Genomic DNA, 26,988 nt, shown 5'->3' with positions numbered 1-26,988 from the left:
TCAGGCCGCCGCGGCGAACTGGGCCGCGTACAGCCGGGCGTACGCGCCGCCCGCCGCCAGGAGTTCCTCGTGCGTGCCCTGTTCGACGATCGAGCCGTTCTCCATCACGAGGATCACGTCCGCGTCCCTGATGGTGGAGAGCCGGTGGGCGATCACGAACGACGTACGGCCCTTCCGGAGCGAGGACATGGCCCGCTGGATGAGGACCTCGGTGCGGGTGTCGACCGAGCTGGTCGCCTCGTCGAGGACCAGGATCACCGGCTCGGACAGGAAGGCCCGGGCGATCGTGACGAGCTGCTTCTCCCCCGCGCTGAGCCCGGCGCCGTCCTCGTCGAGGACCGTGTCGTAGCCGTCGGGCAGGGTGCGGATGAACCGGTCGGCATGGGTGGCCATGGCGGCCTCCACGATCCGCTCCCGGGTGACCTCGCCGCTCGCTCCGTAGGCGATGTTCTCGGCGATCGTCCCGCCGAACAGCCAGGTGTCCTGGAGGACCATCCCGATCCCCGACCTGAGGTCCTCCCGTGCCATGCTCGCCACGTCCACCCCGTCGAGGGTGATGCGGCCGCCCGTCACCTCGTAGAACCGCATCAGCAGATTCACCAGCGTGGTCTTGCCGGCACCTGTCGGGCCGACGATCGCGACCGTCTGCCCCGGCTCCACCGTCAGCGACAGGTCCTCGACCAGCGGCTTCTCCGGCTCGTAGCGGAAGGCGACCTTCTCGAACGAGACCCGGCCGGTGACCGTCTCCGGGCGCGGCGCGTCCTCGGGCGCCGGAGACTCCTCCTCGGCGTCCAGCAGGTCGAAGACCCGCTCGGCGGAGGCGACTCCGGACTGCAGCAGGTTGGCCATGGCCGCGACCTGGTTGATCGGGCCGCTGAACTCGTACGAGTACTGGATGAACGCCTGGACGTCGCCGACGCTCAGCGTTCCGCTCGCCACCCGCAGCCCGCCGACGACCGCGATCAGGACGTAGTTGAGGTTGCCGACGAAGGTGAGGGCCGGCTGGATGAAGCCGGAGATGAACTGGGCGCGGAAGCTCGCCGCGTACAGCTCCTCGCCGAGCTCGTCGAAGCGGGCCACGGCCGCGTCGCGCCGCCCGAAGACGACGACCTCCGCGTGCCCGGTGATCATCTCCTCGACATGGCTGTTGAGGCGACCGGTGACGGCCCACTGCTTCACGAACTGCGGCTGGGCCCGCTTGCCGATCCGGGCCGCGACCAGCAGCGAGAGGGGGACGGTCGCGAGGGCGACGAGGGCGAGCAGCGGAGAGATCCAGCACATCATCACCAGCACGCCGACGATCGTGAGCAGCGCCCGGACCATCTGGCTGAAAGCCTGTTGGAGGGTCTGGGTGATGTTGTCGATGTCGTTGGTGGTGCGGCTGAGGACCTCGCCACGCGGCTGCCGGTCGGTGTACGAGAGCGGCAGCCGGGCCAGCTTGCGCTGGGCCTCGGCGCGCAGCCGGTACCCGGCGCGCTGGACGACGGTCGTGGCGAGCCGCTGCTGGAGCCAGGTGAGCGCGGCGGAGCCCGCGACGGCCGCGAAGGCGGCGGCGAGGGCCTGGCCGACGGCGCGGAAGTCGACGCCGGCCGGGCTCGCGGCGCCGGTGACGACGAGGTCGGTGGCGTGGCCGAGGATCAGCGGGCTGAGGACGGCGAGGGCGACGCTCGCCGCGGCGGCGGCGAGCACGCCGAGCAGCCGGGGGCGGTCGGGGGCCATGGTGCGCAGCAGGCGCAGGCCGGAGGAGCGGAAGTTCAGGGAGCGTTCGAGGGACGGGGTGCTGATGCCGGGGCCGCGCTGCTGGACGGCAGGTCCCCGGCGCTGGGGGGCACTCACGCTGCTTCCTCCTCGGTGAGCTGGGAGAGGACGATCTCCCGGTAGGTGGCGTTGTCCCGCATGAGCTCCTCGTGGGTGCCGCTGCCGACGGCCCGGCCCTGGTCGAGGACGACGATCCGGTCGGCGTCGCGGATGGTGGAGACGCGCTGGGCGACGATGACGACGGTCGCGTCGGCGGTCTCCGCCCTGAGGGCCTGTCGCAGCAGCGCGTCGGTGCGGTTGTCGAGGGCGGAGAAGGAGTCGTCGAAGAGGTACACCCGCGGTCGGACGACGAGGACCCGGGCGATGGCGAGGCGCTGGCGCTGGCCGCCGGAGAGGTTGGTGCCGCCCTGCGAGACCGGCGCGTCGAGGCCTTCGGGGAGCTTCCGCACGAAGTCGGCGGCCTGGGCGACCTCCAGGGCGTGCCACAGCTCCTCGTCGGTCGCCCCGGGTTTTCCGTACCGCAGGTTGCTCGCGACCGTGCCGGAGAAGAGGTACGGCTTCTGGGGGACGAGGCCGACGGTACGGGCGAGCAGCGCGGGGTCCATGGCGCGGACGTCGACGCCGCCGACGGTGATCCGGCCGCCCGTGGCGTCGAAGAGCCGGGGGACGAGGCCGAGGAGGGTGGTCTTGCCGCTGCCGGTGGAGCCGATGACGGCGGTGGTGGTGCCGGGGCGGGCGCTGAGGCTGACGGAGCGCAGGACGGGTTCCTCGGCGCCGGGATAGCGGTAGTCGGCGTCGTGGATGTCGAGCCGTCCCGGACCTCGTAGCGCGTGGACGGGTGCAGCGGGGGCGGAGACGGAGGGTTCGGTGGTGAGGATCTCCTGGATGCGTTCGGCGCTGACCTCGGCGCGGGGCATGTGCATCAGCAGGAAGAGGACCATCATCACCGACATCATGATCTGGAGCAGATAGCCGAGGAACGCGATCAGCGAACCGGCCTGCAGGACCCCGGACTCGATCCGGTGGGCTCCCGCCCAGATGATGGCGACGGTCGAGAGCTCCCAGACGATCAGCACGATCGGGAACATCAGGGCCTGGAGCCGGCCCACCCGCAGTCCGACCGACCGCAGTTCGCCGTTGGCGGCGGCGAACCGCCGCTGCTCGTGACGGTCGCGGACGAAGGCGCGGACGACCCGGATGCCGGTGATCTGCTCGCGCATCACCCGGTTGACCCCGTCGACGCGTTCCTGCATCCCGCGGAAGAGCGGTCGCATGCGCAGGACGACGGTGCCGACGGCACCCGCCATGAGCGGGACGAAGAGCAGGAGCAGCAGCGCGAGCGGGACGTCCTGGTCCAGGGCCATGGCGATGCCGCCGACGCACATCAGGGGCGCCGCCACGAGCATCGTCAGGACGAGGACGGCGAACGTCTGCACCTGCTGGACGTCGTTGGTGGTGCGGGTGATGAGGGAGGCGGTGCCGAAGCGGCTCATCTCCCGGGCGGAGAAGTCCTGGACGCGGCGGAAGGCGGTGGCGCGCAGATCACGGGCAACACCCATGGCGATCTTGGCGCCGTAGTAGACGGCGGCGGCCGCGGCGGCCGCCTGGAGGAGGGTGACGGCGGCCATCAGAGCGCCGCCGGTGAGGACATGGGCGGTGTCGCCGCGCAGCACGCCGTTGTCGATGACGTCGGCGTTGAGGGTGGGGAGGGTGAGGGAGGCGAGGGACTGGACGAGCTGGAGAACGACGACGAGGGCCAGGGTGCGCCGGTAGGGCCGGAGCCGGCCGGCGACGAGTCGGAGCAGCATGGGCGGGACTCCCCCTCAGGCGCCGTAGGAGCGGACGGACTTGGCGTCCCGCAGGGCGTGCGCCCACCAGGCGAGCTGGTCGAGCATCGTCTTGGCGGCGGCGTCCGGTCCGGTGGGGTCCTTGTGGCGTCCGTCCTCGTCGAAGTGGCCGTGGGCGTTGTGGAAGGAGACCGTGTCGCGGACGGTCACGGCGTGCATCTCGGCGAAGACCTGGCGCAGTTGCTCGACGGCGCGCAGGCCGCCGGAGATGCCGCCGTACGAGACGAAGCCGACGGGCTTGGCCTGCCACTCGGTGTAGTGCCAGTCGATGAGGGACTTGAGCGGGGCGGGGAAGGAGTGGTTGTACTCGGGGGTGAGGACGACGAACGCGTCGGCGGCGGCGAGGACCGGGGAGACCTTGGCGAGTTCGGCGCGCGCGGTGGCGTCGGGGTGGTGGGAGAGGGCGGTGGGCAGCGCGACGTCGGCGAGGTCGACGACCTCGACGGTGAAGTCGGCGCGTTCGGCGACGCGGGTGCGGAACCAGTCGGCGACGACGGGCGCGAACCGGCCCTCGCGGTTGCTGGCGACGACGACGGCGAGCGTGAGCGGCGTGGAGTCCGCGTGGGTGATGTCCATGCCGAGGATCCTGATACCTCAAGTTTGCTTGAGGTCAAGCGCCGACTTTCCGGACCTCGTCGGCATACCGTGACGGGTATGACGACACCCCCTCCGCACATCGAGATCGACGGCGCCCCGGCGGCCGATCCCGCGCTCCTCGCCACCCTGTTGAGCGGCTTCGGCCACTTCACCGCGATGCAGGTACGGGACGGCCGGGTGCGCGGTTTCGACCTGCACGTCGACCGCCTCGACCGGGCCACCCGCGAGCTCTTCGGGCAGGGCATCGACGGCGAGCACGTCAGGCGGCTCCTGGCCGGCGCGCTCAGGACGGCGGGCCTGACGGACGCGACCGCGCGGGTGTACGTCTACGAGGGTGTCCGCATCGTGACCACCGTCCGCGCCCCGGCCACCGCGCCCCGGACCCCGCAGCGGCTGAAGTCCGTCACGTACTGGCGCCCCGCTCCCCACATCAAGCACCTGGGCGGGTTCGGCCAGTCGTACTACGGCGAGGCTGCCCGGCGTGAGGGGTACGACGACGCGCTGCTGATCTCCCGGGACGGCGAGATCGCGGAGGGCGCGGTCACCAACATCGCCTTCTGGGACGGCACATCGGTGATCTGGCCGTCGGCGCCCTGCCTCACGGGCGTCACGATGGCACTGCTCGAACAGCGCCTGGGCTCGGTGCGGCGCCGGGTGACGATGGCCGATCTCCCCGGGATGCGGGCGGCGTTCGTCACGAACTCGCGCGGCATCTCGCCGGTGGGCGGGATCGACGCGCTCGGGTTCGCGGTGGACGAGGAGCTGATGGGGCGGGTGCACGAGGCGTACGAGTCGGTGGCGTGGGAGCGGCTGTAGCGGCTTGAGGGGAGAGCCCTGCGGAACGGCCCGGGCGGAACGGCCCGGGCGGAACGGCCGTTGCGATGGGCCGTTCGTGCTGAACACGGCCCGCTTCAGCGGTTGTTCGGCGCCGGGCGCCGGGTAGCATCGATGGTGCAGGTGGGTGACATGGGGGTTCGGGAGATGGTCGCGAGGTACGTCGTCTCGCCGCGGGGCGGCCGTCGCGGCTATCCCGACATCACCTCCGCCCTCCGCGCCGCGGCCGCCCGGGGCCGGGCCGCGCAGATCGAGATCGCCCCCGGCCACTACGACGAGATGCTGCTCGTCCGGGGCGAGGTCCGGCTGATCGCGCTCGAAGGGGCGGGTTCCGTCGTGGTGAGCCGGCCGCACGGGACCGTGCTCGAGAGCTCCGGAGCGGTGCACGTCGAGGGCCTCGTCCTGACCGGCAACGACACGGAGGCCGACGCCGTCGCCTGCCAGTGGGGAACGCTCACCCTCGACCACACGGAGGTCCGCGTACGGGGCGGCGTCGCCGTGCACGCACGGCCGCACACCTCCGTCACCCTGCGGGACAGCACGGTCCGGCACGGCCGCACCCTCTTCAGCGGGTCCTCCGGGCTGGTCGAGCGGTGCCGGTTCACCGACGCCGCCGACAACGCCGTCGCCGTGATCGAGGGGGCCCGGGTCTCCGTCCACGGCAGCCGGATCGAGGGCAGCCGGATCCACGGGGTGCGGGTCTGCAACGCGTACGGCGTGGTCACCGGGTGCGAGCTGACCGGCACCGGTAACGCGGCCCTGATGGCGGACACCCGGGCCGAACTCACCGTGGCCGACTGCACGATCACCGCCGTCCACGCGGAGGGGATCATGTTCATCGAGCAGTCCCGGGGCTCCGTGGACCGCACCCGCGTCACCGACGCACGGCACGGGATCGGTGCGGCGAGCGGCGCGGACCCGGTGGTGCGCGGCTGTGTGCTCACCGCGTGCCGCGACACCGGCATCAACGTCCAGACCTCGGGCCGGGGCAGGTTCGAGGACTGTCAGGTGGTCGGCGCGGGCAATGTGGCGGTGTTCTCGACGAAAGGCGGCGCGCCGGAGGTGCACGGCTGCCGCGTGTCGGGGGGCAACGTCGGTATCGCCGTCACCGGAGGCGCCAGGGGCCGCTTCACCGGCATCGGGATCGAGGATCTGACGGGCTCGGCGCTGCGCGTCTTCGACGACGACTCGACGGCCGTGTTCGAGCGCGTCCGGGTGGACCGCTGCCCGTCCGGTCTGGAGGTGCGGGGCAACGGAGGCACCACGGCCGAGGTCGCCGACTCGGAGTTCCACGACTTCGCCCTGGCGGCGGTGGCCGTCGGCGGCCAGGCCCGGGTCTCCCTCAAGGGCATCAGGGCGGAACGCGGAGTGCTGGGGTTCGGCGTCGGCGAGGAGGCCTCGCTGCGTGTGTCGGACAGCGGTGTCCGGGCGGTGACGAGCGGCGGGGCCGTCGTCTTCGGCAGCGCGCGGCTCTTCGCGACGGACCTGGCCGTCACCGGCTCGGGAGCCCTGGGCGTATACGGCAAGGACTCCGCCTACCTGGACGTCACGCGCGGCGCGTTCACGGACTGCGCGGCCGTGGGCGCGGCCTTCGACGACGAGTGCGGCGGCCGGCTCGTGGACTGCTCCGTGAGCGGGCCGGGGGATACGGCCGTGCGGCACAACGGCCGGGTCGACCTGGTCTCACTGAGCACGTCACTGCCGGTCGTACGGAACGAGGAGCCGGTCGAGGTGCCGCCGACGATCGTCAACATCTTCAACGGACCGGTCTTCAACAAGCCGGTCATCAACAGCCACATCCTGTGGAACAACGACAACGTCAACCACGTCATCCAGCGGCACACGACAGAGGACGGTCCTGGCACATGAGTGATCCGCAGCACGTGAACCGCTACGACGGCCCGGTGTTCATCGGGCCGGCCCACAACAACCAGCTCGCCTGGAACAGCGAGACGGTCACCCAGAACCAGCAGGTCAACAGCGCGGTCGCCCCGGGCTACGAGGAGCTCGCCGCGCGCGTGACCGAGCTGCTGCGGCAGCTGCCCGAGGCCGGCCTCGGCGAGCAGGACCGCGAGGACGCGGAGGCCGCCGCGGGAGACGTCCTGGACGTGATCACCCAGCCGGAACCCGAGCCGGGCAAGGTACGCCGGGTGCTCGCCACCCTCAGGGGAGCGCTGGCGCCCGTCGCGACCGGAGTCGCGGCCGGCACGACGGTGGGCGCGCAGGAATGGGCGCTGTCGGCGATCGAAGGGCTGATCGTCTGACGGTCACGAGGAGGGGCGAGGCGCGCGGCGCTGCCCGGCGGAGGGCGAGGCGCGGCGCTGCCCGGCGGAGGGCGAGGCTTGGCGCCGCCCCGGCGGGAGGGGCGAGGCGCGGCTCTGCACGCGCGGCTCGGGGCCGCTTGCAGGGGGCGGCTCGGCAGGCGCGCAGCCCGGCGCGTGCCCGCCCGTGTCACCCGTTCGACACGGATCGTCAGCTGACTCCCCGTAACCCACCCTGACCTGCGTAAACACCGCTCAGGCAAGGCGGCGCACCGCACCGGACGGCGTAATTCTGACCCTCCCTCAGCAGGCGCGCGGCGCGCCGCGGCTCTTATCTCGGTCCTAGGAGGTAGGTCCCGGGAAGTCCCTCCCGGGAGGCCTCCCCGGCATGACCGCTCGCGCGCCCCGGAGGACCCCATGCGCACCACTGCCCGCCTGCTCACCGGTACCGCGTTGACGGTCGCCGCCGTCGGTGCCCTCGGCGCCCCCGCGTACGCCGGGGACTCCGAGGCCCTCGAGGTCTACCCGTCCTCCGCGACCCCGGGCACCACCGTCACCGTCAACACGCTCGCCTGCGGAAAGCACGGCCACGGCGTCGGCGACGCACAGTCCCTCGGCGCGGGCGACTTCCAGCTGAACCCGAGCACGCACAAGGAGGTCGTGGTCGGTCAGTTCAAGGTCCCGCACCACGCCAAGGCCGGTACGTACTGGATCAGCGTCGCCTGCGACAACGGCAGGACGGCCCGCGGCGAGCTCGAAGTCAGGCACAAGGCCCCGAGCGGCCATGTGAGTACCGGTGTCGGGGGCAGCGTCGGCCCCGACACCACCCAGATCGCGGCGGGCGCGGCGGTGCTGGCCGCGGCTGCCGTCGGCGGTACGTGGCTCCTGCGCCGCCGGGCGAGCGGCGCGCAGGACGGCTGAGACGTACCGCACGTCCTGCCCCCGCCGCGCGCCCGCATGAGGCCCGGCGGGGGCAGGGCCACACCCGGGGACCCGTGTGCCGCCCGGACCCGTGTACCGACCGGGACCGCTCCCCCGCCCGGGACCCCTTCCCCGCACACCCCGAGAGGGCAGAACGTGAGCAACAGGAGCAAGGGCTGGGGCATAGCCGTCGCCGTGTGCGTCGGCATCTGGCTCGTCCAGAACGGCTCGGAGAACGTCACGCCGCCGGTCCCGTCCGCCGCCCAGGCCTTCGCCGCCGGCCCGAACGCGCACACCACCGCCGCCGCCGACCCGCTGCCGCCCTCCGCGCCCGTCCGGCTCCGCATCCCCGAGATCGACGTGGACACGCCCATGATGGGGCTCGGCCTCGCCGCCGACGGCGCTCTCGACGTACCGCCGGCGGAGAACGGCAACCTGGCCGGCTGGTACGAGGGCGGCACCGCGCCCGGCGCCAAGGGCACCGCGATCGTCGCCGGCCATGTCGACAACGCGCGGGGCCCCGCCGTCTTCTACGCCCTCGGCGCGCTCAAGAAGGGCAACAGGATCGAGGTGGACCGCCAGGACGGCCGGACCGCCGTCTTCACGATCGACGCGGTCGAGGTGTACGAGAACGAGGAGTTCCCCGACGCCAAGGTCTACGGCGAGGCAGACCGGGCCGAGCTGCGCGTGATCACCTGCGGCGGCGGCTTCACCAAGAAGAACGGCTACCAGGGCAACGTGGTCGCCTTCGGCCACCTCATCGGCGTGCGCTGAGCTCGCCTTCGACGTGCGCGGACGCCGCTCAGGACCACTGGTCGAAGGCGAGCTTCGCGACCAGCGAGAAGACGACGACGAGCAGCACCCGGCGGACGAACTCGGCGCCCTTGCTCAGCGCCATCCGCGCTCCGATCATCCCGCCGGCCAGGTTGAAGACGGCCATGACCGCCGCCAGCTGCCAGAGCACGGTGCCCTGGTAGGCGAACATCGCGAGCGCGCCCGCGTTGGTGCACACATTGACGATCTTGGCGGTGGCGGAGGCGGTCACCATGTCGAGATGGAGCACGGCGGTGAGGGCGAGGACCAGGAAGGTGCCGGTCCCCGGCCCGAACAGCCCGTCGTAGAAGCCGATCCCGCCGCCGACGAGCACGATCGCGGTGACGACCCGGGCCCGGCCGACGGGCCCCTTGGCCTCCGTCTGCGTCCCGAAGGACGGCCGCAGCATCACGAACGCGGCCACGCCCACGAGCACGACCATGATCACGGGTCGCAGCACGTCGCTGCTGATCCCGGCCGCGAAGAAGGCGCCTGCCATCGACCCCGCGAGGGCCGCCAGCCCGATCCGTACGGCCGTCTTCACCTGCACCGGGGCCCTGCGTACGTAGGCGACGGCGGCCCCGGTCGTGCCGACGATCGCCACGGCCTTGTTGGTGCCGAGGACCTGCCCCGGCGAGGCGTGCGGAAGCCCGAGCAGCAGGGCGGGCAGCAGCAGGAGCCCTCCCCCGCCGACCACGGCGTCGATCCAGCCGGCCACGAGTGCGGCGACGCAGAGCAGGACGATCGTCGTGAGGGATATGTCAGGCATGATCGCGAGCCTAGGGAGGAGATGGGTGTGCCGTCCATCAATCCCTGGAGAGTTGAGCTACGTCTGAGGTTGTGCCGATCGGAGACCGGTCGGGCGCGGGCGGCGCGGCCGGTTCGACGGCGACCGTGAGGAAGGTCGCGGCGAGGGCGCCGACGGCGAGGAGCCCGGCCGCGACCTGCCGTCTGGCCCGGTCGGTGGGGTGGACGGCCTGGGCGCGGGCAGCGGAGTGGCCGGTGAGGCGGGCGGTGACGCGGGGGCGCGGGGCGCGGTGCTTAGTCATGGCTGAAGTCCTCGGTGTGGATGCGGCGGGCGGGGACCCCGGCCCGGACGAGTGCGTCGGTGGCCGCACGGGCCATCGCGGGCGGGCCGCACAGATAGACGTCGTGGGCGGCGAGGTCGGGCACGAGGCCCAGCAGGGCCTGCGGGGCGAGCGGGTCGTAGGAGGCGTCGGAGGGGCCGAGGAGGTAGTGGAGCGCGGCCTGGCGTGCGTGGGCGATCCGTTCGAGCTCCTCGCGCAGGACGAGCCCTTCCGCGTCGGACGCCCGGTAGAGCAGCGTCACGTCGCCGGGCCCGCCGGGCAGGGTCTCGAACAGCGCCCGCATCGGGGTGATGCCCACGCCCCCGGCGAGCAGCAGCACCTTGCGGCGGGTGCGGCGGTGGGCGGTGAGCGCGCCGAACGGTCCGGTGGCCAGGACGCGGGTGCCGGGGCGCAGCCGGCGGATCCGGCGGGTGTGGTCGCCGAGGGCCTTGACGGTGATCCGCAGGGTGTCGTCGCGGACGGGCGCGGAGAGGGAGAACGGCAGCGCGGTGCGCCAGAGCCGCCGGGACAGGAACCGCCAGCGGAAGAACTGGCCGGGTTCGGCGCACAGCCGCTCCAGGCCGGTGCCGCGGATGGTCACCGAGACGACGTCCGCGCTCTCGTCGCGGACCTCGGTCACGCGAAGGGTGTGGCGGAGGGCCTGCCGGACGGGGACGACGATCCGGTACCAGACGAGGAGGACGGCCACGGTGGCGTGGGCCATCGACCAGCCCCAGAGCGCGAGCACGCTTCCGGTGAGGTCGGGGCCCGCGAGCTGGTGGACGAAGCCGAGGGCGGCGGCGAGGTGGCTGAGCAGATGGACCGCGCGCCAGGTCTCGTGGCGCAGCCGCCGCCGGGCGGCCCGGGCGGAGGTCACCCCGACGGCGACGAAGAGCGCGGTGCCGGCGGTGGCGGCGGCGAGCGCGGGGTACGAGAGCAGGCCGACGGCGGCGGTGACGAGGTCGGTACGGGTGTGCACGGCGTACCCGCAGAGCGCGAGGAGCGCGTGGGCGCCGACGAGTCCGAGGACGTACCGTCCGCCGAGGGCGTGCCACCGGGCGAGCCGGTCGGCACCGACCCCGTGCTCGACGGCGGGGACACGGGCCATCAGGAAGAGCATGACGAGCACGCCGTAGCCGGCGAGCAGGCCGGTGAGGTGGGCGCCACCGGCGAAGAACGCGTCGAGCCGTGCGGAGGGCTCCGCCTGGACCCCCCACAGGAGCGCGACACCCCCGGCCCCGGCGACGATGCCGTCCCGCAGCCGCCCGGGGGCGACGCGCAGCGGCACGGGGGCGCGCGGGACGGGCGGGAGGCGCCGGGGCACCGGCCCGGACCGCACGCGCCCCTCGCGCTGCTCCAGATACGCGGCGAGCGCCGGATGGGTCGGTTCCTGAACCTCGGTGGTCACAGCACCGCAGACTAGGGTCAGGCGGTATACGAGAACCCCAGGTCAGCCCCTCCCCCGCGATCCTTAAGGCCCCCTTGAGGACGCCCTGACCACCGGTTAAGCCTCACCGCCGCGCGCCTCACAGTGCGATACCCCGGCAGCTGAGATCAGCGTTCCGTGCGGGAAACAGTCGGGATGCCGACGGGTAACACCCGCCCCGCACTCTTCGGTACATGAGTACACGGATCGTGGTGGTCGGAGGCGGAACGGCGGGCGTCCGGCTCGCCCAGCGTCTGCCCGTCACCCTCCTCGGCGAAGAGCCGCACGCGCCCTACAACAGGGTGCTGCTCGCGGACGTCCTCGCCGGGCGGTACGCGCCGGAGGTGATCGCGCTGCCCGCTCCTCTGGAGCCGGTGCGGCGCGGGGTGCGGGCGGTGCGGATCGACCGGGCCGCCCGGACCGTGGAGTGCGACGACGGCACCGAGGTCGGCTACGACCGGCTGGTCCTGGCGACCGGCTCCAACCCGGTGCTTCCGCCGCTGCGCGGACTGCGCGGCTCGCTGCTGCCGTCGGGCGTCCACCCGTTCCGCACGCTCGACGACTGCCTGGAGCTACGGGCCGTCGTCCGCCCCGGGGTCCGCGCGGTCGTCATCGGCGGCGGTCTGCTCGGGGTCTCGGCGGCCCGCGCGCTGGCCGCGCTCGGCGCGGAGGTCGTGCTGACCCAGCAGGGCGAGCGGCTCATGGAGCGCCAGCTCGACGCCTCAGCCTCGGAGCTGCTCCGGACGCACGTGGAGTCCCTCGGCGTGGAGGTGCACACCGAGTGCCGCGTCAGCGGGCTGCGGCAGCGGGACGGCGCGGTCACGGCCGTGGAACTCGCCGACGGTTTCGTGCTCGACGCCCAGGTCGTGGTGCTCGCGTGCGGGGTGAGGCCGAGGATCGGTCTCGCCCGGGACGCCGGGCTCGACGTCCGTACGGGCGTCGTCGTCGACGACCAGCTGCGGACCTCCGACCCGTACATCCACGCCATCGGCGACTGCGCCGAGCACGCCGGCCGCGTCTACGGACTGGCGGGCCCGGCGCTGGAACAGGCGGACGCGCTGGCGGACATCCTCCGGTCGGAGGAGACGGAGGCGACGGAGGCTGCCCCCGCGGCCGGCACCGCCACCCTCCCCGCCGAACTCGCTGCGTCCCTCCCCGCCGAACTCGCCGCGCCCCGCCCCGCCTACACCGGCACGCGCGCCCTGACCCGGCTCACTCTCGGCGGGCCCGAAGCCGGGCTCGAGGCCCTCGACCTGGCCGCCTTCGGCGAGGCCACACCGCTGCCCGGGGACGACGTCGTCCAGCTGACCGACGCCACCCGGCGCGCCTATCGCAAGGTCGTCGTCCGCGGCGACCGGCTCGTCGGCGGCGTGCTGCTCGGTGATCTCGCCGCGGTCGGAACGCTCGCCCGGGCGTGGGAGGGCGACGAGACCCTGCCCGACGCTCCCCTGCTTCATCTGCTCACCCATGACGGAGGCTCCTGAGATGCACACCCCCACCCTCGTCCTGGTCGGCCACGGCATGGTCGGCCAGCGGTTCCTGGAGGCGCTCGCGGACCGGGGCGTCACCGAGCGCGCGCGGGTCGTCGTCCTCTGCGAGGAGCCGCGTCCCGCCTACGACCGCGTCCAGTTGACCTCGTACTTCAACGGCCGTACCCCCGACGATCTGTCGATGGTCGAGGACGGCTTCATGGAGAAATACGGCATCGAGCTGTACGTCGGCGACCCGGCCGAGTCGATCGACCGCGCGGCCCGTACGGTCACCGCCCGCTCCGGGCAGGTCTTCGCGTACGACACGCTCGTCCTGGCCACCGGCTCGTACCCCTTCGTGCCGCCCGTCCCCGGCAAGGACGCGCGCGGCTGTTTCGTGTACCGGACGATCGAGGACCTGCTCGCGATCGAGGAGTACGCGAAGGCGGCGACGACCGGCGCGGTCGTCGGCGGCGGCCTGCTCGGCCTGGAGGCGGCGGGTGCGCTCAAGGGGCTCGGACTCGACACGCACGTCGTGGAGTTCGCTCCCCGGCTGATGCCGGTGCAGGTCGACGAGGGCGGCGGCGCGGCGCTGCTGCGCACGATCGAGCAGATGGGGCTGACGGTCCACACCGGCACGGGCACGCAGGAGGTGGTGACCGAGGACGGCGTGGTCACCGGGATGCGCCTTTCGGACGGTTCCGAGGTGGCCACGGACATGGTCGTGTTCTCGGCGGGTGTACGGCCCCGGGACCAGCTGGCGCGCGACTGCGGTCTGGCGGTCGGCGAGCGCGGCGGCATCGCGGTGGACGACCGGTGCCGGACGTCCGACCCGTCCGTCTACGCGATCGGCGAGTGCGCGCTCGCCTCCGACGGCCGGGTGTACGGCCTGGTGGCGCCCGGCTACGAGATGGCGCTGACGGTGGCGGCGACGATCGCCGAGGAGGCCGAGGAGCGCTCCTTCACGGGCGCCGACATGTCGACGAAGCTGAAGCTGCTCGGTGTGGACGTGGCCTCCTTCGGCGACGCGCACGGCACGACCGAGGGCTGCCTCGACGTCGTGTACTCCGACTCCCGTTCCGGCGTCTACAAGAAGCTCGTGGTCGACGGGGACGGGGTGCTGCTCGGCGGCGTCCTGGTCGGTGACGCCGACTCGTACGGCATGCTGCGGCCGCTCACCGGCTCGGTGCCGCCCGTCTCCCCCGAGCAGCTGGTCCTCCCGGCGGGCGCGGGCGCGCCGGTCGCGCTCGGTCCGTCCGCGCTGCCGGACGACGCCGTCATCTGCTCGTGCCACAACGTCACCAAGCACGCGATCAGTCAGTGCGCGACGCTGCCGGAGGTGAAGAAGTGCACCAAGGCGGGCACGGGCTGCGGAAGTTGCGTGAAGCTCATCGGCCAGTTGCTGCCGGAGCCGGCGGACAAGGGGCTGTGCGGCTGCTTCTCGTACACCCGCAGTGAGCTGTACGAGATCACCCGTACGCTGCGGCTGACCTCCTTCGCCGAGCTGCTCGACTCGCACGGCCGGCCGGAGGCGCGGGGCGGTGAGGGGTGCGAGGTCTGCAAGCCGACCGTCGGCTCGATCCTGGCCAGTCTCGCTCCGACGATCGGGGCGGGCGGCTACATCCTGGACGGCGAGCAGGCCTCCCTCCAGGACACCAACGACCACTTCCTCGCGAACATGCAGCGCAACGGCTCGTACTCGGTCGTGCCCCGCATCCCGGGCGGCGAGATCACCCCGGAGAAGCTGATCGTGATCGGTGAGGTGGCCCGCGACTTCGGCCTCTACACCAAGATCACGGGTGGTCAGCGGATCGACCTGTTCGGCGCCCGGGTGGACCAGCTGCCGGCGATCTGGACCCGGCTGGTGGACGCGGGCTTCGAGTCGGGGCACGCGTACGGCAAGTCGCTGCGGACGGTGAAGTCCTGCGTGGGGCAGACCTGGTGCCGCTATGGCGTCCAGGACTCGGTGAAGATGGCGATCCAGCTGGAGCTGCGCTACCGGGGTCTGCGCTCCCCGCACAAGCTCAAGTCGGCGGTCTCCGGCTGCGCGCGAGAGTGCGCGGAGGCGCAGTCGAAGGACTTCGGCGTCATCGCGACGGCCAACGGCTGGAACCTGTACGTCGGCGGCAACGGCGGCGCGACCCCGCGCCACGCGGACCTGCTGGCGCAGGACCTCTCGGACGCCGAACTGGTGCGGCTGATCGACCGGTTCCTGATGTTCTACATCCGCACCGCCGACCGCCTGGAGCGCACGTCGGTGTGGCTGGAACGCCTCGAGGGCGGGCTCGACCATCTGCGGGACGTGGTCGTGCGCGACTCGCTGGGGCTCTGCGACGAGCTGGAGGCGCTGATGGCGGCCCATGTCGAGGACTACCAGGACGAGTGGGCCGCGACCCTGGACGACCCGGAGCGGCTGCGCCGATTCGTCTCCTTCGTGAACGCGCCGGACGCGCCGGACCCGTCGGTGCGGTTCATCCCGGAGCGCGACCAGATCAAGCCGGACCTGACCGTTCTCACCATCGGAACTCTGGAAGGGGTCTGAAGCCCGATGAACCTCGAACTCTCCCACGACGTCGAGGCCGACGCCTGGACGACGGTCTGCGAGACCGCCCGGCTGATCCCGGGCCGGGGCGTGGCCGCGCTGCTTCCCGACGGCCGGCAGGCCGCGCTCTTCCTGGACCGGGCGGGGCGGGCGTACGCGATCGAGAACCGCGACCCGTTCACGGGCGCCCAGGTGCTGTCCCGCGGTCTCCTCGGATCGGCGGGCGGACGGACCTTCGTGGCCTCGCCGCTCCTGAAGCAGCGCTTCGACCTGGAGACCGGGAAGTGCCTGGACGACGAAGGAGTTTCGGTGGCGGTCTTCCCGGTGCGCACCGTGTGACGCGCCGGTCCCGTATCGACTGATCATTTCTACTTGACCGCTCGTTCCAGATACTCCTAGAGTCAACGCGTGGCCAGGACAAAGGAATTCGACCCGGACGCCGCGCTCCAGGCAGCCCTCGAGCTGTTCTGGGCGCGCGGCTACGAGGCGACGACGATGGCGGATCTCGTCGAGACCATCGGGATCGGCCGCGCCAGCATCTACGCGACCTTCGGCAACAAGCACGCCCTGTACCTGAAGGCGCTGGACCGCTACCTCCGGTCACGCGACCCGCTGCTCCTGGAGGAGCTGTCCGCGCCCGGGCCGGCGCTTCCGCCCGTACGGGCCCTGATCCGCCGCTTCGCAGCGGAGGCGGGGGCCGAGGAAGCCCGGCTGAACGGCTGTTTCGTCACCAATTCGGCGGCCGAACTGGGGCCGCACGACGAGGCGGTGGCGCGCCGCGTGGAGCGGAGCTGGGATCACATCGAGACCCTGATCCACGCCGCGCTGGTCCGGGCCCGCGCCCAGGGTGAGCTGCCCGCCGACCGCGATCCGCGGGCACTGGCCCGGATGCTGCTCGTCCTGGCGCAGGGGCTGCGCGTGGTCGGCAAGGCGTCGAGCGACCCGGCCCGGGTCCACGAGGCGGCGGAACAGGCCCTGGCCCTGCTGGACTGAGGCCGGTCACGAGAACGAAAGGGGCGCCCTACGGCGCCCCTTTCCCCGGCCTATTTATTGGAACGTACGGTCAAGAAACAAGGGAGTTGGCATCCTCATGCCCACACGCTTCACCGACCAGCGCGTCCTCGTCACCGGCGCCGGCACCGGGCTCGGGCGAGCCGTCGCGCTGGCCTTCGCCGCCGAGGGCGCGAAGGTCGTCGTCTCCGGCCGCAGCGCCGCCACCCTCGACGAGACGGTGCTGCTGATCAAGGCCATCGGCGGCACAGCGGCCGCCGTCACGGCCGATGTCGCCCGCCCCGAGGACACCCGCCGCCTGGTCCGGGAGACCGTCGGGACCTTCGGCGGGCTGGACGTCGCCGTCAACAACGCCGGAATCTTCCGGGGCGGCGCGTCCGCCGCCGACTTCCCCCTCGAGGACTGGCAGGCCCTGCTCGACACCAACGTCACCGGTGTCCTGCACTCCCTCCAGGCCGAGATCGCCCATATGCGGGCTCACGGCGGCGGCGCGATCGTGAACATCTCCTCCAACCTCGGCCCGCACGTCCGCATCCCCGGCGTCTTCGGCTACCAGGTCTCCAAGGCGGCGGTCTCCGCGATGACGCGGGCCGCCGCCCTCGACCACATCGCCGAGGGTGTCCGGATCAACGCGGTCAGCCCCGGCGCCTCGGAGTCCGCGATGTCGCTGCGGCCCGGCGAGACGGAGGCCGAGTTGGCGGTGCGGATGAAGGATGAGTCCCCGCTCGGCCGGATCTCGGCGGCCTCCGAGGTCGCGGCGGCGGTGCTCTACCTCGCCTCGGAGGACGCCGGTTCCGTCGTCGGCACCGACCTGGTCATCGACGGCGGCGTTTCGGCCTGAGGCGGCCGGACGTAGGCTGGGTGACCTACTCCGGAGTAAGAACGAGGGGGTCCGCATGGCCACGACCGGCTGCAGCACCGGCACCAGCCCTGGCGCCAGCCCTGGCAGAGGCGCCGGCGCCTGGAGCGCCCGCGACATCCCGGACCAGCGCGGCCGCACCGCCGTGGTCACCGGCTCCAACAGCGGCATCGGCCTGGTCACCGCCCGCGAACTCGCCCGCAGGGGTGCCCGGGTGGTGCTCGCGTGCCGCAGCGAGGCCCGGGGCACGGCGGCTGTGGAGCAGGTGCGGAGCGAAGTGCCGGGCGCGGTGGTGGAGTTCCGCCCGCTGGACCTCGCGGACCTGGCTTCCGTACGGGAGTTCGCGGCTTCGCTCCCGTACGAACGGCTCGATCTGCTCGTCAACAACGCGGGCGTGATGGCGCTGCCGTACGGCCGCACCGCGGACGGCTTCGAGACGCAGTTCGGCGTCAACCACCTGGGGCACTTCGCGCTCACCGGCCTGCTGCTGCCCCGGCTGATGGACGCCCCTTCGGCCCGGATCGTCACCGTCTCCAGCGGCATGCACGCGATATCAAGGCTGGACACGGGCGATCTCAACAGCGAGCGGAAGTACCGCCGTTGGATCGCGTACGGCCGCTCCAAGACGGCCAATCTGCTCTTCGTCCACGAGCTGGCGCGGCGGCTGAGGGCGGCGGACTCGGGGATCGTGGCGGCAGCCGCCCACCCCGGGTACGCGGCGACCAACCTGCAGACGGCCGGGGCGCGGATGGAGGGCCGTACGGGCGCCGAGCGGATCATCGAGCTCGGCAACCGGATCCTCGCCCAGCCGGCCGAGGCCGGGGCGCTGCCGACGCTCTACGCGGCAACGGCGGACGGGGTGGCGCCCGACTCGTTCACCGGCCCGTCGTTCCTCATGGCGCGGGGTGCGCCCGTCGCTTCGTGGCGGGCGCGGTGGACCCTCGACGACGTCGCCGGAGAGCGGCTCTGGGTTGCCTCGGAGCAGCTCACCGGCGTGACGTACGACGGCCTGAAGGGGTGATCGGCGGGGAGCCCGCCGGGTGATCAGCCCTGGGTGGCGGCCGGGTCCATCCACATGACCTCCCAGTGGTGGCCGTCGGGGTCCGTGAAGGAGCGGCCGTACATCGTGCCGTAGTCCATGGGCTCCTTCGCCGGGGAACCGCCGGCCGCGAGAGCGCCGTCCGCCAGCTCGTCGACCTTCTCGCGGCTCTCGGCGCTCAGCGCGAGGAGCACCTCGGTCGTCCTGGTCGCGTCGGCGATCTCCTTGCCCGGCTTGGTGAACTCCTTGAACTTGGGCTCGGTCAGCAGCATGGCGAAGATCGTGTCGCTGATGATCATGCACGCGGCGGTGTCGTCACTGAACTGCGGGTTGAAGGAGTAGCCGAGCTTGCCCCAGAAGGCCTTCGAGGCCTCGAGGTCCTTGACCGGCAGGTTGACGAAGATCATCTGGTTCATGGTGTCCGCTCTCTCGTGTCTCTCGTGCGTCTGGTGGTGTCTCAGGTGCCTCGTGTGCGCTTTCGAGAGTTAAGACGGCGGGCCCCGTCCAAACTCATCGGCGCACGGGAAGTTTTTTCCGGATCGGGCTAGCGTCGGGGTATGAGCCCCGCAGGCAGGAAGATCACGGAGCGATTGTCGGACGACGCCCTGACCGCCGCCACCGGTAGGGGCTGGGCGGCCTGGTTCGCCCTGCTCGACTCCTGGGGCGCCGAGCGGCAGGGGCACACCGCGATCGCCCGCCATCTGGTGGAGGAGCACGGCGTCAGCGGCTGGCACGCCCAGTCGATCTCCGTGGGTTACGAGCAGGAGCGCGGGCTGCGCGAGGTCGGCCAGTCCTCCGGCGGCGACTGGCAGGTCAGTGCCGGCAAGACGGTGAACGCCCCGGCCGACCGCTGCACGGCCGCCTTCGCCGACGAGGAACTGCGCAGCCGGTGGCTCCCGGACGGCGAGCTCGACGTCCGCACCCATCGGCCGGGCAGGTCGGTGACGGCGGACTGGGACGGCGGGACGAGCCGCATCGAGGTCTATCTGACGCCGATGGGCGACACGAAGACCCGGATCGGCCTCGGCCACACCAAGCTCCCGGACGCGGACGCGGTGGCCGCCTACAAGGAGTTCTGGCGCGAGCGCTTCGCCGAGCTCAAGACCCTCCTGGAGTCCGGGGCGTAACCGGCGCCCCCAGGGCCCCGCACGCCCGCGGCCGGCCCTCGGTTTCACCGACCGGCCGCGCCCCGTCAGCCTCGGCTTACGCCGCCCGGCCGCGCCCCGTCAGCCTCGGCTTACGCCGCCCGGCCGGCACCGACGCGTGCCCTCGGCCCGGCCCCCGGCCGTTGCCCCCTGCTCCCCGCTTGCCCCCACTTGCCCCCACTTGCCCCCGCGCCCTCCCCTGCCCCCCTTGCCCCCGCGCCACGCGTTCCGCCGTGCGCGCGCGCCTCCGTACTCCACTCACCTTCCGACCGACGCTTCCCCTTCATCGGTTGTTGCTGCACCGTCAACTCCGTACCAACTCCGTACTCCTAGGTTCCGAAAGCGCGCGACCCCGCCGCCGACCGGTGCGGCGGGTTCACACACCACCCTTCTGGAGTGAGACGTGGAGCGACGCAGTTTCCTGCGCGGAGCGGTCATCGGCACGTCGGCGGCCGCCTTCGGCGGCACCCTGATGCGCGGTGCGGCCTACGCGGCCCCCGCCCAGCCCGGCGCCGGCCCCTACGGGGCACTCGGCTCCGCCGACGCCAACGGCATCCTGCTGCCGAGCGGATTCAGCAGCCGGGTCATCGCCCGGTCGGGACAGACCGTCCCCGGCACCTCGTACACCTGGCACAACGCTCCCGACGGCGGAGCCTGCTTCGCCGACGGAAGCGGCTGGATCTATGTCTCCAACTCGGAGATCAACCCCGGCGGCGGCGCGAGCGCGGTGAAGTTCAGCTCCACCGGCACCGTCACGGGCGCGTACCGCATCCTCTCCAACACGCGCACCAACTGCGCGGGCGGCAAGACCCCGTGGAACACATGGCTCTCCTGCGAGGAGGTCAGCCTCGGCTACGTCTACGAGACCGACCCGTACGGCGTGAACGCGGCCGTCCGCCACGCCGCGATGGGCCGCTTCAAGCACGAGGCGGCCGCCGCCGACCCCGTGCGCAAGGTGATCTACCTGACCGAGGACGAGTCCAGCGGCTGCTTCTACCGCTTCATACCCACCACCTGGGGCAACCTCTCCTCGGGGACGCTCCAGGTACTGGTGGCAGGCACCGCCACCTCCGGCTCCTTCACCTGGCAGAACGTGCCGGACCCGGACGGCTCGCCGACCGCGACGCGCAGCCAGGTCTCCGGCTCGAAGAAGTTCAACGGCGGCGAGGGCTGCCACTACGCCAACGACACCGTCTGGTTCACCACCAAGGGCGACAACCGTCTCTGGCAGCTCAACCTCACCACCAACACCTACGAGCTCGCGTACGACGACTCGCTGGTGTCCGGCGGCGGCGCCCCGCTGACGGGCGTCGACAACGTCACCGGCTCCTCCTCAGGCGACCTGTTCATCGCCGAGGACGGCGGCAACATGGAGATCTGCATCATCACCCCGGACGACGTCGTCGCCCCGTTCCTGCGGATCAGCGGCCAGTCCGGCTCCGAGATCACCGGGCCGGCGTTCTCCCCCGACGGCAGGAGGCTGTACTTCTCCAGCCAGCGCGGCACCTCCGGCAGCTCCTCGGGCGGCATCACCTACGAGGTGACGGGCCCGTTCCGGGCGTAGAGCCGCTCCGCGGGGGCCGCCGACACGGCCCCCGCGACCCTTCTCCGGGCGCCGCCGAGCAGGGCGGCGCCCAGCGGCGTCAGGGTGTGCAGGACGGCGTTGCCGTGCCGCAGGGTCGCGACGAGCCCCGCCTCGCGCAGGACGCCGGCGTGCTGGCTGGCCGAGGCGAGCGACACCCCGGCCCTGCGGGCGAGTTCGCTGGTGGTGCCGCCGTCGCCGATCGCGTGCAGGACCGCCGAGCGCGTGTTGCCGACCAGCTTGGCGAGCGAGGAGCCGCCGGGCTCGTGGACGGTGGGCGCCTCGCAGTGCGTCGTCGGGTAGACGAGCACCGGCGGCAGCGTCGGGTCGCGCAGGACGACCGGGGTGCCGCGACAGAAGTACGAGGGCTGGAGCAACAGGCCCCTGCCGTCGAGGTGGAGGTCGCGCGCGACGGGATAGTCGGCCTCCAGGACGGGCGAGCGCCAGCGGAACATCGGCGGCAGCGAGGCGAGGAGCTCATCGGCGCCCCCGTCGAGCAGGGCGCGGCCGCGCAGCGCGCGGTCGGCCTCGACCCGGGCACGGATGTGCGGCCAGTACGGCTCGATCGCGGCCCGGTGGTAGCTGCGCAGGGTCCCGAGGAGCCGGCTGAACGGTTCTCCACCGCCCTCGGCAAGGGCGCGCAGCGAGTGCGGCACCGTACGGCCGCCGGCCCGGTCGGCGCCGAGGAGGGCCAGCTCGGACCTGAGCCGCTCCACAGGGGTCTCGCGGATCGCCTGAAGGGCCTCGTCGAGGCCGTGGAGGCCCTCGGGAGGGGTCAGGAAGTCGGGGAAGTAACCGCGACTCGGCACCAGCGCGGCGAGCAGCCGGGTCTCCCCGTTGAGCCGGGGACGTGTGTCGGAACGCCATTCTCCGTAGACGACCGGCCCGCGCCGGTCCCTAAGCCGGTGAAAGCTGAGAATCGTTTCCCACAGAACGTCCGGCCGGGCCGCCATACGCACCCCCGCCACATCGCTCGCGGTGAAATGAATCCGCAGCATTGAACCCCCACCTGTGCACTCGCAACCGCCCCCGTCGATGAGTATGCACATCATCACAGCACGTTACCAGGGTGTTTCAGCCACACTTGAAAGGCATCGCGGCGACCGGGGGCAAACGGAAAAGCTGTGGGGGTCGGGCAGGAAACCTTCAGGACCGAGGTGGCGTGGCGAAGACCGTGGGGGGCTTTGCGCGTCCGGCGGCGGTCGGCGAGGGTTGCGGCTCACCTGCCCGGCATGGGTAATGGGCGCGGCCACCGGGTGGGGATCCGGGGGTCGCGCCCGTCCCGTTCTTTGCGGGACCAATCGTGGAAAGTTCAATACCGAAAGTTCAACGACCAATAATTCAATCGGCCTCGATTGAACATAAACTCACATCCGGCGTACATCCCGGGGCCGCGCCGGGGTGGACGAAATACGACGGGGCGGACACCTCCGCACAAGGTGTCCGCCCCGTCTCTCTTGCGACCCGGAGCCGCCGCCCATCGGTTGAGGGTCGGGGACGAGCGGCGACTCCGGTGACCTTTGCTACTGAACGTCCGGTCAGCGGCCGTCCAGCAGCGCCGAGCCGCGGGCTCAGCGGCTGTCGGAGCCCTTCGACTCCGCCGCGGCGCGGCCGGCCTCCAGGCGCGCGACCGGGATCCGGAACGGCGAGCAGGAGACGTAGTCGAGTCCGACCTCGTGGAAGAAGTGCACCGACTCCGGGTCGCCGCCGTGCTCGCCGCAGACGCCGAGCTTGATGTCCGGGCGGGTGGCCCGGCCGGCCTGGACGGCGCTGCGGACCAGCGCGCCGACGCCGTCCTTGTCGATGGTCTCGAACGGCGAGACACCGAAGATGCCCTTCTCCAGGTACGCGGTGAAGAAGCTGGCCTCCACGTCGTCCCGGGAGAAGCCCCACACGGTCTGGGTGAGGTCGTTGGTGCCGAAGGAGAAGAACTCGGCGGCCTCGGCGATCTGACCGGCGGTCACGGCGGCGCGCGGCAGCTCGATCATGGTGCCGAGCGCGAGCTTCAGCTCCACACCGGTCTTGGCCTGGACCTCGGCGATGACCTGCTCGGCCTCGTCGCGGACGATCTCCAGCTCCTGGACGGTGCCGACGAGCGGGATCATGATCTCGGCGCGCGGGTCGCCCTTGGCCTCGATGCGCTGGGCCGCGGCCTCGGCGATCGCCCGGACCTGCATGGTGAACAGGCCGGGGATGACCAGGCCGAGCCGTACGCCGCGCAGACCCAGCATCGGGTTCTGCTCGTGCAGCCGGTGCACGGCCTGGAGCAGGCGCAGCTCGTTCTCGTGCGGCTCCTTGCGGGCCTCGGCGAGGGCGACGCGCACCGACAGCTCGGTGATGTCGGGCAGGAACTCGTGCAGCGGCGGGTCGAGCAGACGGACCGTGACGGGCAGCCCGTCCATGGCCTCGAAGAGCTCGACGAAGTCCTTCTTCTGGAGCGGGAGCAGGGCGTCCAGGGCCTCGGTCCGCTCCTCGTCGGTGTCGGCGAGGATCAGCTTCTCGACCATCTCGCGGCGCTCGCCGAGGAACATGTGCTCGGTGCGGCACAGGCCGATGCCCTGGGCGCCGAAGCGGCGGGCGCGCGAGGCGTCCTCGGCGTTGTCGGCGTTGGCGCGGACGCGCAGCCGGCGGACGCGGTCGGCGTAGGCCATGATCCGGTGGACGGCGGCGACCAACTCGTCGGCGTCGTCGGCGCCGGCGTGCATCCGGCCCTCGAAGTACTCGACGACCGGGGACGGTACGACGGGTACCTCACCGAGGTACACCTTGCCGGTGGAGCCGTCGATGGAGACGACGTCGCCCTCCTCGATGACCTGGCCCGAGGTGGTGGTCATCCGGCGGCGCTTGGTGTCGACCTCGAGCTCCTCGGCGCCGCAGACACAGGTCTTGCCCATGCCGCGGGCGACGACGGCGGCGTGCGAGGTCTTGCCGCCGCGCGAGGTCAGGATGCCCTCGGAGGCGATCATGCCGTCCAGGTCGTCCGGGTTGGTCTCACGGCGGATGAGGATGACCTTCTCGCCGGAGCGGGACCACTTGACGGCCGTGTACGAGTCGAAGACGGCCTTGCCGACCGCCGCGCCCGGGGAGGCGGCGATGCCGCGGCCGATCTGCTCGACCTTGGCGTTCTCGTCGAACTTGGGGAACATCAGCTGCGCGAGCTGGGCGCCGTTGACGCGCTGGAGCGCCTCGGCCTCGTCGATCAGGCCCTGGTCGACGAGCTGGGTGGCGATGCGGAAGGCGGCACCGGCGGTGCGCTTGCCGACGCGGGTCTGGAGCATCCACAGCTGGCCGCGCTCGATGGTGAACTCGATGTCGCAGAGATCCTTGTAGTGGGTCTCCAGGGTCTCCATGATCTGCATCAGCTGGTCGTACGACGCCTTGTCGATCGACTCCAGCTCGGCCAGCGGCACGGTGTTGCGGATACCGGCGACGACGTCCTCGCCCTGCGCGTTCTGCAGGTAGTCGCCGTAGACGCCCTGGTGGCCGGAGGCGGGGTCGCGGGTGAAGGCGACACCGGTGCCGGAGTCCGGGCCGAGGTTGCCGAAGACCATGGAGCAGATGTTGACCGCGGTGCCGAGGTCGCCGGGAATGCGCTCCTGGCGACGGTAGAGCTTGGCGCGGTCGGTGTTCCAGGAGTTGAAGACGGCCTCGATGGCGAGGTCCATCTGCTCGCGCGGGTCCTGCGGGAAGTCGCGGCCGGCCTCGGCCTTCACGATCTTCTTGAAGTGCTTGACGAGCTTCTTCAGGTCGGAGGCGTCGAGGTCGGTGTCGACGGTGACCTTCTTGGCGGCCTTGGCCTCGTCGAGCGCCTCCTCGAAGAGCTCGCCGTCGACGCCGAGGACGGTCTTGCCGAACATCTGGATGAGGCGGCGGTACGAGTCCCAGGCGAAACGCGCGTCGCCGGCCTGGGCGGTGAGGCCCTCGACGGAGGTGTCGGAGAGGCCGATGTTCAGGACCGTGTCCATCATGCCGGGCATGGAGAACTTGGCGCCGGAGCGTACGGAGACGAGCAGCGGGTCGTCGGCCTGGCCGAGCTTCTTGCCCATCTTCTGCTCGAGGGCGTCCAGGTGGGCGGTGACCTCGTCGCGGAGCTCGACCGGCTCGGAGCCGCTTTCGAGGTAGACCTTGCACGCCTCGGTGGTGATCGTGAAGCCGGGGGGAACCGGGAGGCCGAGGTTGGTCATCTCGGCGAGGTTCGCACCCTTGCCACCGAGCAGGTCCTTCAGGTCCCTGTTGCCCTCGGTGAAGTCGTACACGAACTTCTGATCTTTGTTTTCCGACACGTGTCTCGACTCCTCGAGGACTCGGTGGCTGCCCTGACGGCGAGGAACATACCCAGATCGAAGGCTCCTGTGGAGGTATGCCTACCGGTCACATGGTCTTAACCACCCGTCCGCCAGCGCATCGAAAGTAACTGACGAGTAGCTTCCGCTTTCAGACTTCGAAGCCCCCTTGACTCAAACCCAAGGTTACCCGCTCACATGAGCAGCTTCTCCAGCACTTGTGTTCAACTCTTGAACGCAAGAGGGATGGCACCCAGTGCCACCCCTCCATAAGTACAACGCCTCGAAATCTGCTCATCTGAGCAGCACCCCTATCAAGGGTGGCGAGGATCACGCCGAAGTTCGGCCCGGTTTTCCACGATCCGGACGCCCGGGGGTCACCCTCCGGACGTGTCCAGCTCAGCCTCCTCGCTGACACCCGCGCAGTCGTACGGGTCCTTCAACCAGCCGTCCGGCAGCACCACGCGGTTGTTGCCCGACGTGCGGCCGCGCGGGCCGTCCGCGCCCGTCGGCCACGGCTGGTCCAGATCCAGCTCGCTCAACTGAGCGCTCAGCTCGTCCAGGGACGAGGTGACCGCCAGCTTCTTGCGCATCTCGGAACCGACCGAGAAGCCCTTCAGGTACCAGGCCACGTGCTTGCGGAAGTCGATGACACCGCGCGACTCGTCACCGAGCCACTCGCCGAGCAGCCGGGCGTGCCGGACCATCGCGTCCGCGACCTCCCGAAGCCCCGGCTGGGCGTACGCGCCCGTGCCCTCGAAGCCCGCCACCAGGTCGCCGAAGAGCCACGGCCGTCCCAGACAGCCGCGCCCCACGACCACCCCGTCGCAGCCGGTCTCGCGCATCATCCGCAGCGCGTCGCCCGCCGACCAGATGTCGCCGTTGCCGAGCACCGGGATCTCCGGCACGTGCTCCTTGAGACGTGCGATGGCGTCCCAGTCCGCCGTACCGCCGTAGTGCTGCGCCGCCGTCCGCCCGTGCAGGGCGATCGCCGTCACACCCTCCTCGACCGCGATCCGGCCCGCGTCCAGGTAGGTGATGTGGTCGTCGTCGATGCCCTTGCGCATCTTCATCGTGACCGGCAGGGCGCCGGCGTTGGACACGGCCTCGTTCAGGATCGCGCGCAGCAGCGGCCGCTTGTACGGGAGGGCCGAGCCGCCGCCCTTGCGGGTCACCTTGGGGACCGGGCAGCCGAAGTTCAGGTCGATGTGGTCGGCCAGATCCTCGTCCGCGATCATCCGCACGGCCTTGCCGACCGTCACGGGATCGACGCCGTACAGCTGGATCGACCGCGGCTTCTCGCTCTCGTCGAAGCGGATGAGCTGCATGGTCTTCTCGTTGCGCTCGACCAGCGCCCGCGTCGTGATCATCTCGCTCACGAACAGGCCCTTGCCGCCGCTGTACTCACGGCAGAGGGTGCGGAAAGGGGCGTTGGTGATGCCGGCCATCGGCGCGAGGACCACCGGCGGCTGCACGATGTGCGGCCCGATGGCGAGAGGGGAGAACGCGGTCATTCAGCCATTGTCGCGCACTG

At 71.6% G+C, this 26,988-nt stretch carries 23 protein-coding genes; 13 read left to right on the top strand and 10 right to left on the bottom strand.

Going from position 1 to position 26,988, the window contains the following annotated elements; genetic code table 11:
• The 3 genes from ACFY8U_RS20105 to ACFY8U_RS20095 are packed head-to-tail and all read right to left on the bottom strand — an operon-like array spanning position 1 to position 4,181.
• Positions 1 to 1,836: an ABC transporter ATP-binding protein gene (locus ACFY8U_RS20105; protein WP_389571871.1), complete on the bottom strand. Its 1,836-nt coding sequence runs from the start codon at positions 1,834 to 1,836 to the stop codon at positions 1 to 3.
• The gene (locus tag ACFY8U_RS20100) at positions 1,833 to 3,566 is read right to left on the bottom strand and encodes an ABC transporter ATP-binding protein (RefSeq protein ID WP_389571868.1); all 1,734 of its coding nucleotides are present in this window, start codon (positions 3,564 to 3,566) and stop codon (positions 1,833 to 1,835) included. The genes ACFY8U_RS20105 and ACFY8U_RS20100 overlap by 4 nt, the downstream gene beginning before the upstream one ends.
• Positions 3,567 to 3,581: 15 nt before the next feature.
• Entirely contained in the window at positions 3,582 to 4,181 is a 600-nt protein-coding gene (locus tag ACFY8U_RS20095; protein WP_389571865.1) for an NADPH-dependent FMN reductase, read from the bottom strand.
• 78 nt (positions 4,182 to 4,259) lie between these two features.
• On the opposite strand from ACFY8U_RS20095, the gene ACFY8U_RS20090 reads away from it, so the two are divergent.
• The 5 genes from ACFY8U_RS20090 to ACFY8U_RS20070 all read left to right on the top strand — a co-directional run bounded on the left by ACFY8U_RS20090 (position 4,260) and on the right by ACFY8U_RS20070 (position 8,992).
• Complete coding sequence (locus ACFY8U_RS20090) at positions 4,260 to 5,018, top strand: aminotransferase class IV (RefSeq protein ID WP_389571862.1); 759 nt, start codon at positions 4,260 to 4,262, stop codon at positions 5,016 to 5,018.
• A 150-nt stretch (positions 5,019 to 5,168) separates the two neighbouring features.
• Positions 5,169 to 6,905: a right-handed parallel beta-helix repeat-containing protein gene (locus tag ACFY8U_RS20085; RefSeq protein ID WP_389571858.1), complete on the top strand. Its 1,737-nt coding sequence runs from the start codon at positions 5,169 to 5,171 to the stop codon at positions 6,903 to 6,905.
• Complete coding sequence (locus ACFY8U_RS20080; protein ID WP_389571855.1) at positions 6,902 to 7,300, top strand: hypothetical protein; 399 nt, start codon at positions 6,902 to 6,904, stop codon at positions 7,298 to 7,300. Before ACFY8U_RS20085 ends, ACFY8U_RS20080 begins: the two co-directional genes overlap by 4 nt.
• Before the next feature lie 414 nt (positions 7,301 to 7,714).
• Complete coding sequence (locus ACFY8U_RS20075) at positions 7,715 to 8,218, top strand: hypothetical protein (RefSeq protein WP_361434925.1); 504 nt, start codon at positions 7,715 to 7,717, stop codon at positions 8,216 to 8,218.
• 156 nt (positions 8,219 to 8,374) lie between these two features.
• On the top strand, positions 8,375 to 8,992 hold the full coding sequence (locus ACFY8U_RS20070; protein WP_361593966.1) for a class F sortase: 618 nt from the start codon (positions 8,375 to 8,377) through the stop codon (positions 8,990 to 8,992).
• Positions 8,993 to 9,020: 28 nt separating this feature from the next.
• Here ACFY8U_RS20070 and ACFY8U_RS20065 read toward each other — a convergent pair whose 3' ends face one another.
• The 3 genes from ACFY8U_RS20065 to ACFY8U_RS20055 are packed head-to-tail and all read right to left on the bottom strand — an operon-like array spanning position 9,021 to position 11,506.
• Positions 9,021 to 9,800 (bottom strand): TSUP family transporter, encoded by a 780-nt coding sequence (locus tag ACFY8U_RS20065; RefSeq protein WP_389571852.1) that lies wholly within the window; start codon positions 9,798 to 9,800, stop codon positions 9,021 to 9,023.
• 37 nt (positions 9,801 to 9,837) lie between these two features.
• Entirely contained in the window at positions 9,838 to 10,080 is a 243-nt protein-coding gene (locus ACFY8U_RS20060) for a hypothetical protein (RefSeq protein ID WP_361762457.1), read from the bottom strand.
• The gene (locus ACFY8U_RS20055; protein ID WP_389571849.1) at positions 10,073 to 11,506 is read right to left on the bottom strand and encodes a ferric reductase-like transmembrane domain-containing protein; all 1,434 of its coding nucleotides are present in this window, start codon (positions 11,504 to 11,506) and stop codon (positions 10,073 to 10,075) included. Before ACFY8U_RS20055 ends, ACFY8U_RS20060 begins: the two co-directional genes overlap by 8 nt.
• 212 nt (positions 11,507 to 11,718) lie before the next feature.
• Between ACFY8U_RS20055 and ACFY8U_RS20050 the strand changes: the two genes are divergently transcribed.
• The 6 genes from ACFY8U_RS20050 to ACFY8U_RS20025 all read left to right on the top strand — a co-directional run bounded on the left by ACFY8U_RS20050 (position 11,719) and on the right by ACFY8U_RS20025 (position 18,426).
• On the top strand, positions 11,719 to 13,008 hold the full coding sequence (locus tag ACFY8U_RS20050) for an NAD(P)/FAD-dependent oxidoreductase (RefSeq protein WP_389571846.1): 1,290 nt from the start codon (positions 11,719 to 11,721) through the stop codon (positions 13,006 to 13,008).
• 1 nt (position 13,009) lies between these two features.
• Positions 13,010 to 15,535, top strand: coding sequence for a nitrite reductase large subunit NirB (gene nirB, locus ACFY8U_RS20045; protein WP_389571845.1), 2,526 nt, complete (start codon positions 13,010 to 13,012; stop codon positions 15,533 to 15,535).
• 6 nt (positions 15,536 to 15,541) lie between these two features.
• A complete protein-coding gene (gene nirD, locus ACFY8U_RS20040) occupies positions 15,542 to 15,874 on the top strand; it encodes a nitrite reductase small subunit NirD (RefSeq protein ID WP_361680006.1) in 333 nt (110 codons plus the stop codon).
• A gap of 69 nt (positions 15,875 to 15,943) precedes the next feature.
• Entirely contained in the window at positions 15,944 to 16,528 is a 585-nt protein-coding gene (locus ACFY8U_RS20035) for a TetR/AcrR family transcriptional regulator (protein WP_389571842.1), read from the top strand.
• A 97-nt stretch (positions 16,529 to 16,625) separates the two neighbouring features.
• Entirely contained in the window at positions 16,626 to 17,387 is a 762-nt protein-coding gene (locus ACFY8U_RS20030) for an SDR family NAD(P)-dependent oxidoreductase (protein ID WP_389571840.1), read from the top strand.
• Between the two features lie 55 nt (positions 17,388 to 17,442).
• Complete coding sequence (locus tag ACFY8U_RS20025; RefSeq protein ID WP_389571837.1) at positions 17,443 to 18,426, top strand: oxidoreductase; 984 nt, start codon at positions 17,443 to 17,445, stop codon at positions 18,424 to 18,426.
• Between the two features lie 23 nt (positions 18,427 to 18,449).
• On the opposite strand, the gene ACFY8U_RS20020 is transcribed toward ACFY8U_RS20025, so the two are convergent.
• Positions 18,450 to 18,860, bottom strand: a complete 411-nt coding sequence (locus ACFY8U_RS20020) for a VOC family protein (RefSeq protein WP_361762436.1) — start codon at positions 18,858 to 18,860, stop codon at positions 18,450 to 18,452.
• Positions 18,861 to 19,001: 141 nt separating this feature from the next.
• Between ACFY8U_RS20020 and ACFY8U_RS20015 the strand changes: the two genes are divergently transcribed.
• Both ACFY8U_RS20015 and ACFY8U_RS20010 read left to right on the top strand, forming a co-directional pair.
• The gene (locus tag ACFY8U_RS20015; RefSeq protein WP_389571834.1) at positions 19,002 to 19,571 is read left to right on the top strand and encodes a hypothetical protein; all 570 of its coding nucleotides are present in this window, start codon (positions 19,002 to 19,004) and stop codon (positions 19,569 to 19,571) included.
• Between the two features lie 421 nt (positions 19,572 to 19,992).
• A complete protein-coding gene (locus tag ACFY8U_RS20010; RefSeq protein ID WP_389571831.1) occupies positions 19,993 to 21,153 on the top strand; it encodes an alkaline phosphatase PhoX in 1,161 nt (386 codons plus the stop codon).
• Here the strand turns inward: ACFY8U_RS20010 and ACFY8U_RS20005 are convergent.
• From ACFY8U_RS20005 to dusB, 3 genes are all read right to left on the bottom strand, one after another.
• The gene (locus tag ACFY8U_RS20005) at positions 21,123 to 22,169 is read right to left on the bottom strand and encodes an ArsR/SmtB family transcription factor (protein ID WP_389571829.1); all 1,047 of its coding nucleotides are present in this window, start codon (positions 22,167 to 22,169) and stop codon (positions 21,123 to 21,125) included. The two genes, ACFY8U_RS20010 and ACFY8U_RS20005, sit on opposite strands and share 31 nt — an antisense overlap.
• A gap of 573 nt (positions 22,170 to 22,742) precedes the next feature.
• On the bottom strand, positions 22,743 to 25,454 hold the full coding sequence (gene ppdK / locus ACFY8U_RS20000) for a pyruvate, phosphate dikinase (protein WP_389571827.1): 2,712 nt from the start codon (positions 25,452 to 25,454) through the stop codon (positions 22,743 to 22,745).
• A 377-nt stretch (positions 25,455 to 25,831) separates the two neighbouring features.
• The gene (gene dusB / locus ACFY8U_RS19995) at positions 25,832 to 26,968 is read right to left on the bottom strand and encodes a tRNA dihydrouridine synthase DusB (RefSeq protein ID WP_389571824.1); all 1,137 of its coding nucleotides are present in this window, start codon (positions 26,966 to 26,968) and stop codon (positions 25,832 to 25,834) included.
• Positions 26,969 to 26,988 lie beyond the last annotated feature (20 nt).

This window comes from Streptomyces sp. NPDC012508 (assembly GCF_042902595.1).
In the GTDB taxonomy this organism is placed as follows: domain Bacteria; phylum Actinomycetota; class Actinomycetes; order Streptomycetales; family Streptomycetaceae; genus Streptomyces.
The sequence above is the reverse complement of the archived record's forward strand: the minus strand, read 5'-3'. Positions and strand labels throughout refer to the sequence as shown.

Bases quoted from the DNA above. Each gene is read 5' to 3' on its own strand.
- ACFY8U_RS20100 (WP_389571868.1), bottom strand. From the start codon at position 3,566: ATGCTGCTCCGACTCGTCGCCGGCCGGCTCCGGCCCTACCGGCGCACC.
- ACFY8U_RS20095 (WP_389571865.1), bottom strand. From the start codon at position 4,181: ATGGACATCACCCACGCGGACTCCACGCCGCTCACGCTCGCCGTCGTC.
- ACFY8U_RS20090 (WP_389571862.1), top strand. From the start codon at position 4,260: ATGACGACACCCCCTCCGCACATCGAGATCGACGGCGCCCCGGCGGCC.
- ACFY8U_RS20085 (WP_389571858.1), top strand. From the start codon at position 5,169: ATGGGGGTTCGGGAGATGGTCGCGAGGTACGTCGTCTCGCCGCGGGGC.
- ACFY8U_RS20080 (WP_389571855.1), top strand. From the start codon at position 6,902: ATGAGTGATCCGCAGCACGTGAACCGCTACGACGGCCCGGTGTTCATC.
- ACFY8U_RS20075 (WP_361434925.1), top strand. From the start codon at position 7,715: ATGCGCACCACTGCCCGCCTGCTCACCGGTACCGCGTTGACGGTCGCC.
- ACFY8U_RS20065 (WP_389571852.1), bottom strand. From the start codon at position 9,800: ATGCCTGACATATCCCTCACGACGATCGTCCTGCTCTGCGTCGCCGCA.
- ACFY8U_RS20060 (WP_361762457.1), bottom strand. From the start codon at position 10,080: ATGACTAAGCACCGCGCCCCGCGCCCCCGCGTCACCGCCCGCCTCACC.
- ACFY8U_RS20050 (WP_389571846.1), top strand. From the start codon at position 11,719: ATGAGTACACGGATCGTGGTGGTCGGAGGCGGAACGGCGGGCGTCCGG.
- nirB (WP_389571845.1), top strand. From the start codon at position 13,010: ATGCACACCCCCACCCTCGTCCTGGTCGGCCACGGCATGGTCGGCCAG.
- nirD (WP_361680006.1), top strand. From the start codon at position 15,542: ATGAACCTCGAACTCTCCCACGACGTCGAGGCCGACGCCTGGACGACG.
- ACFY8U_RS20030 (WP_389571840.1), top strand. From the start codon at position 16,626: ATGCCCACACGCTTCACCGACCAGCGCGTCCTCGTCACCGGCGCCGGC.
- ACFY8U_RS20025 (WP_389571837.1), top strand. From the start codon at position 17,443: ATGGCCACGACCGGCTGCAGCACCGGCACCAGCCCTGGCGCCAGCCCT.
- ACFY8U_RS20020 (WP_361762436.1), bottom strand. From the start codon at position 18,860: ATGAACCAGATGATCTTCGTCAACCTGCCGGTCAAGGACCTCGAGGCC.
- ACFY8U_RS20015 (WP_389571834.1), top strand. From the start codon at position 19,002: ATGAGCCCCGCAGGCAGGAAGATCACGGAGCGATTGTCGGACGACGCC.
- ACFY8U_RS20005 (WP_389571829.1), bottom strand. From the start codon at position 22,169: ATGCTGCGGATTCATTTCACCGCGAGCGATGTGGCGGGGGTGCGTATG.
- dusB (WP_389571824.1), bottom strand. From the start codon at position 26,968: ATGACCGCGTTCTCCCCTCTCGCCATCGGGCCGCACATCGTGCAGCCG.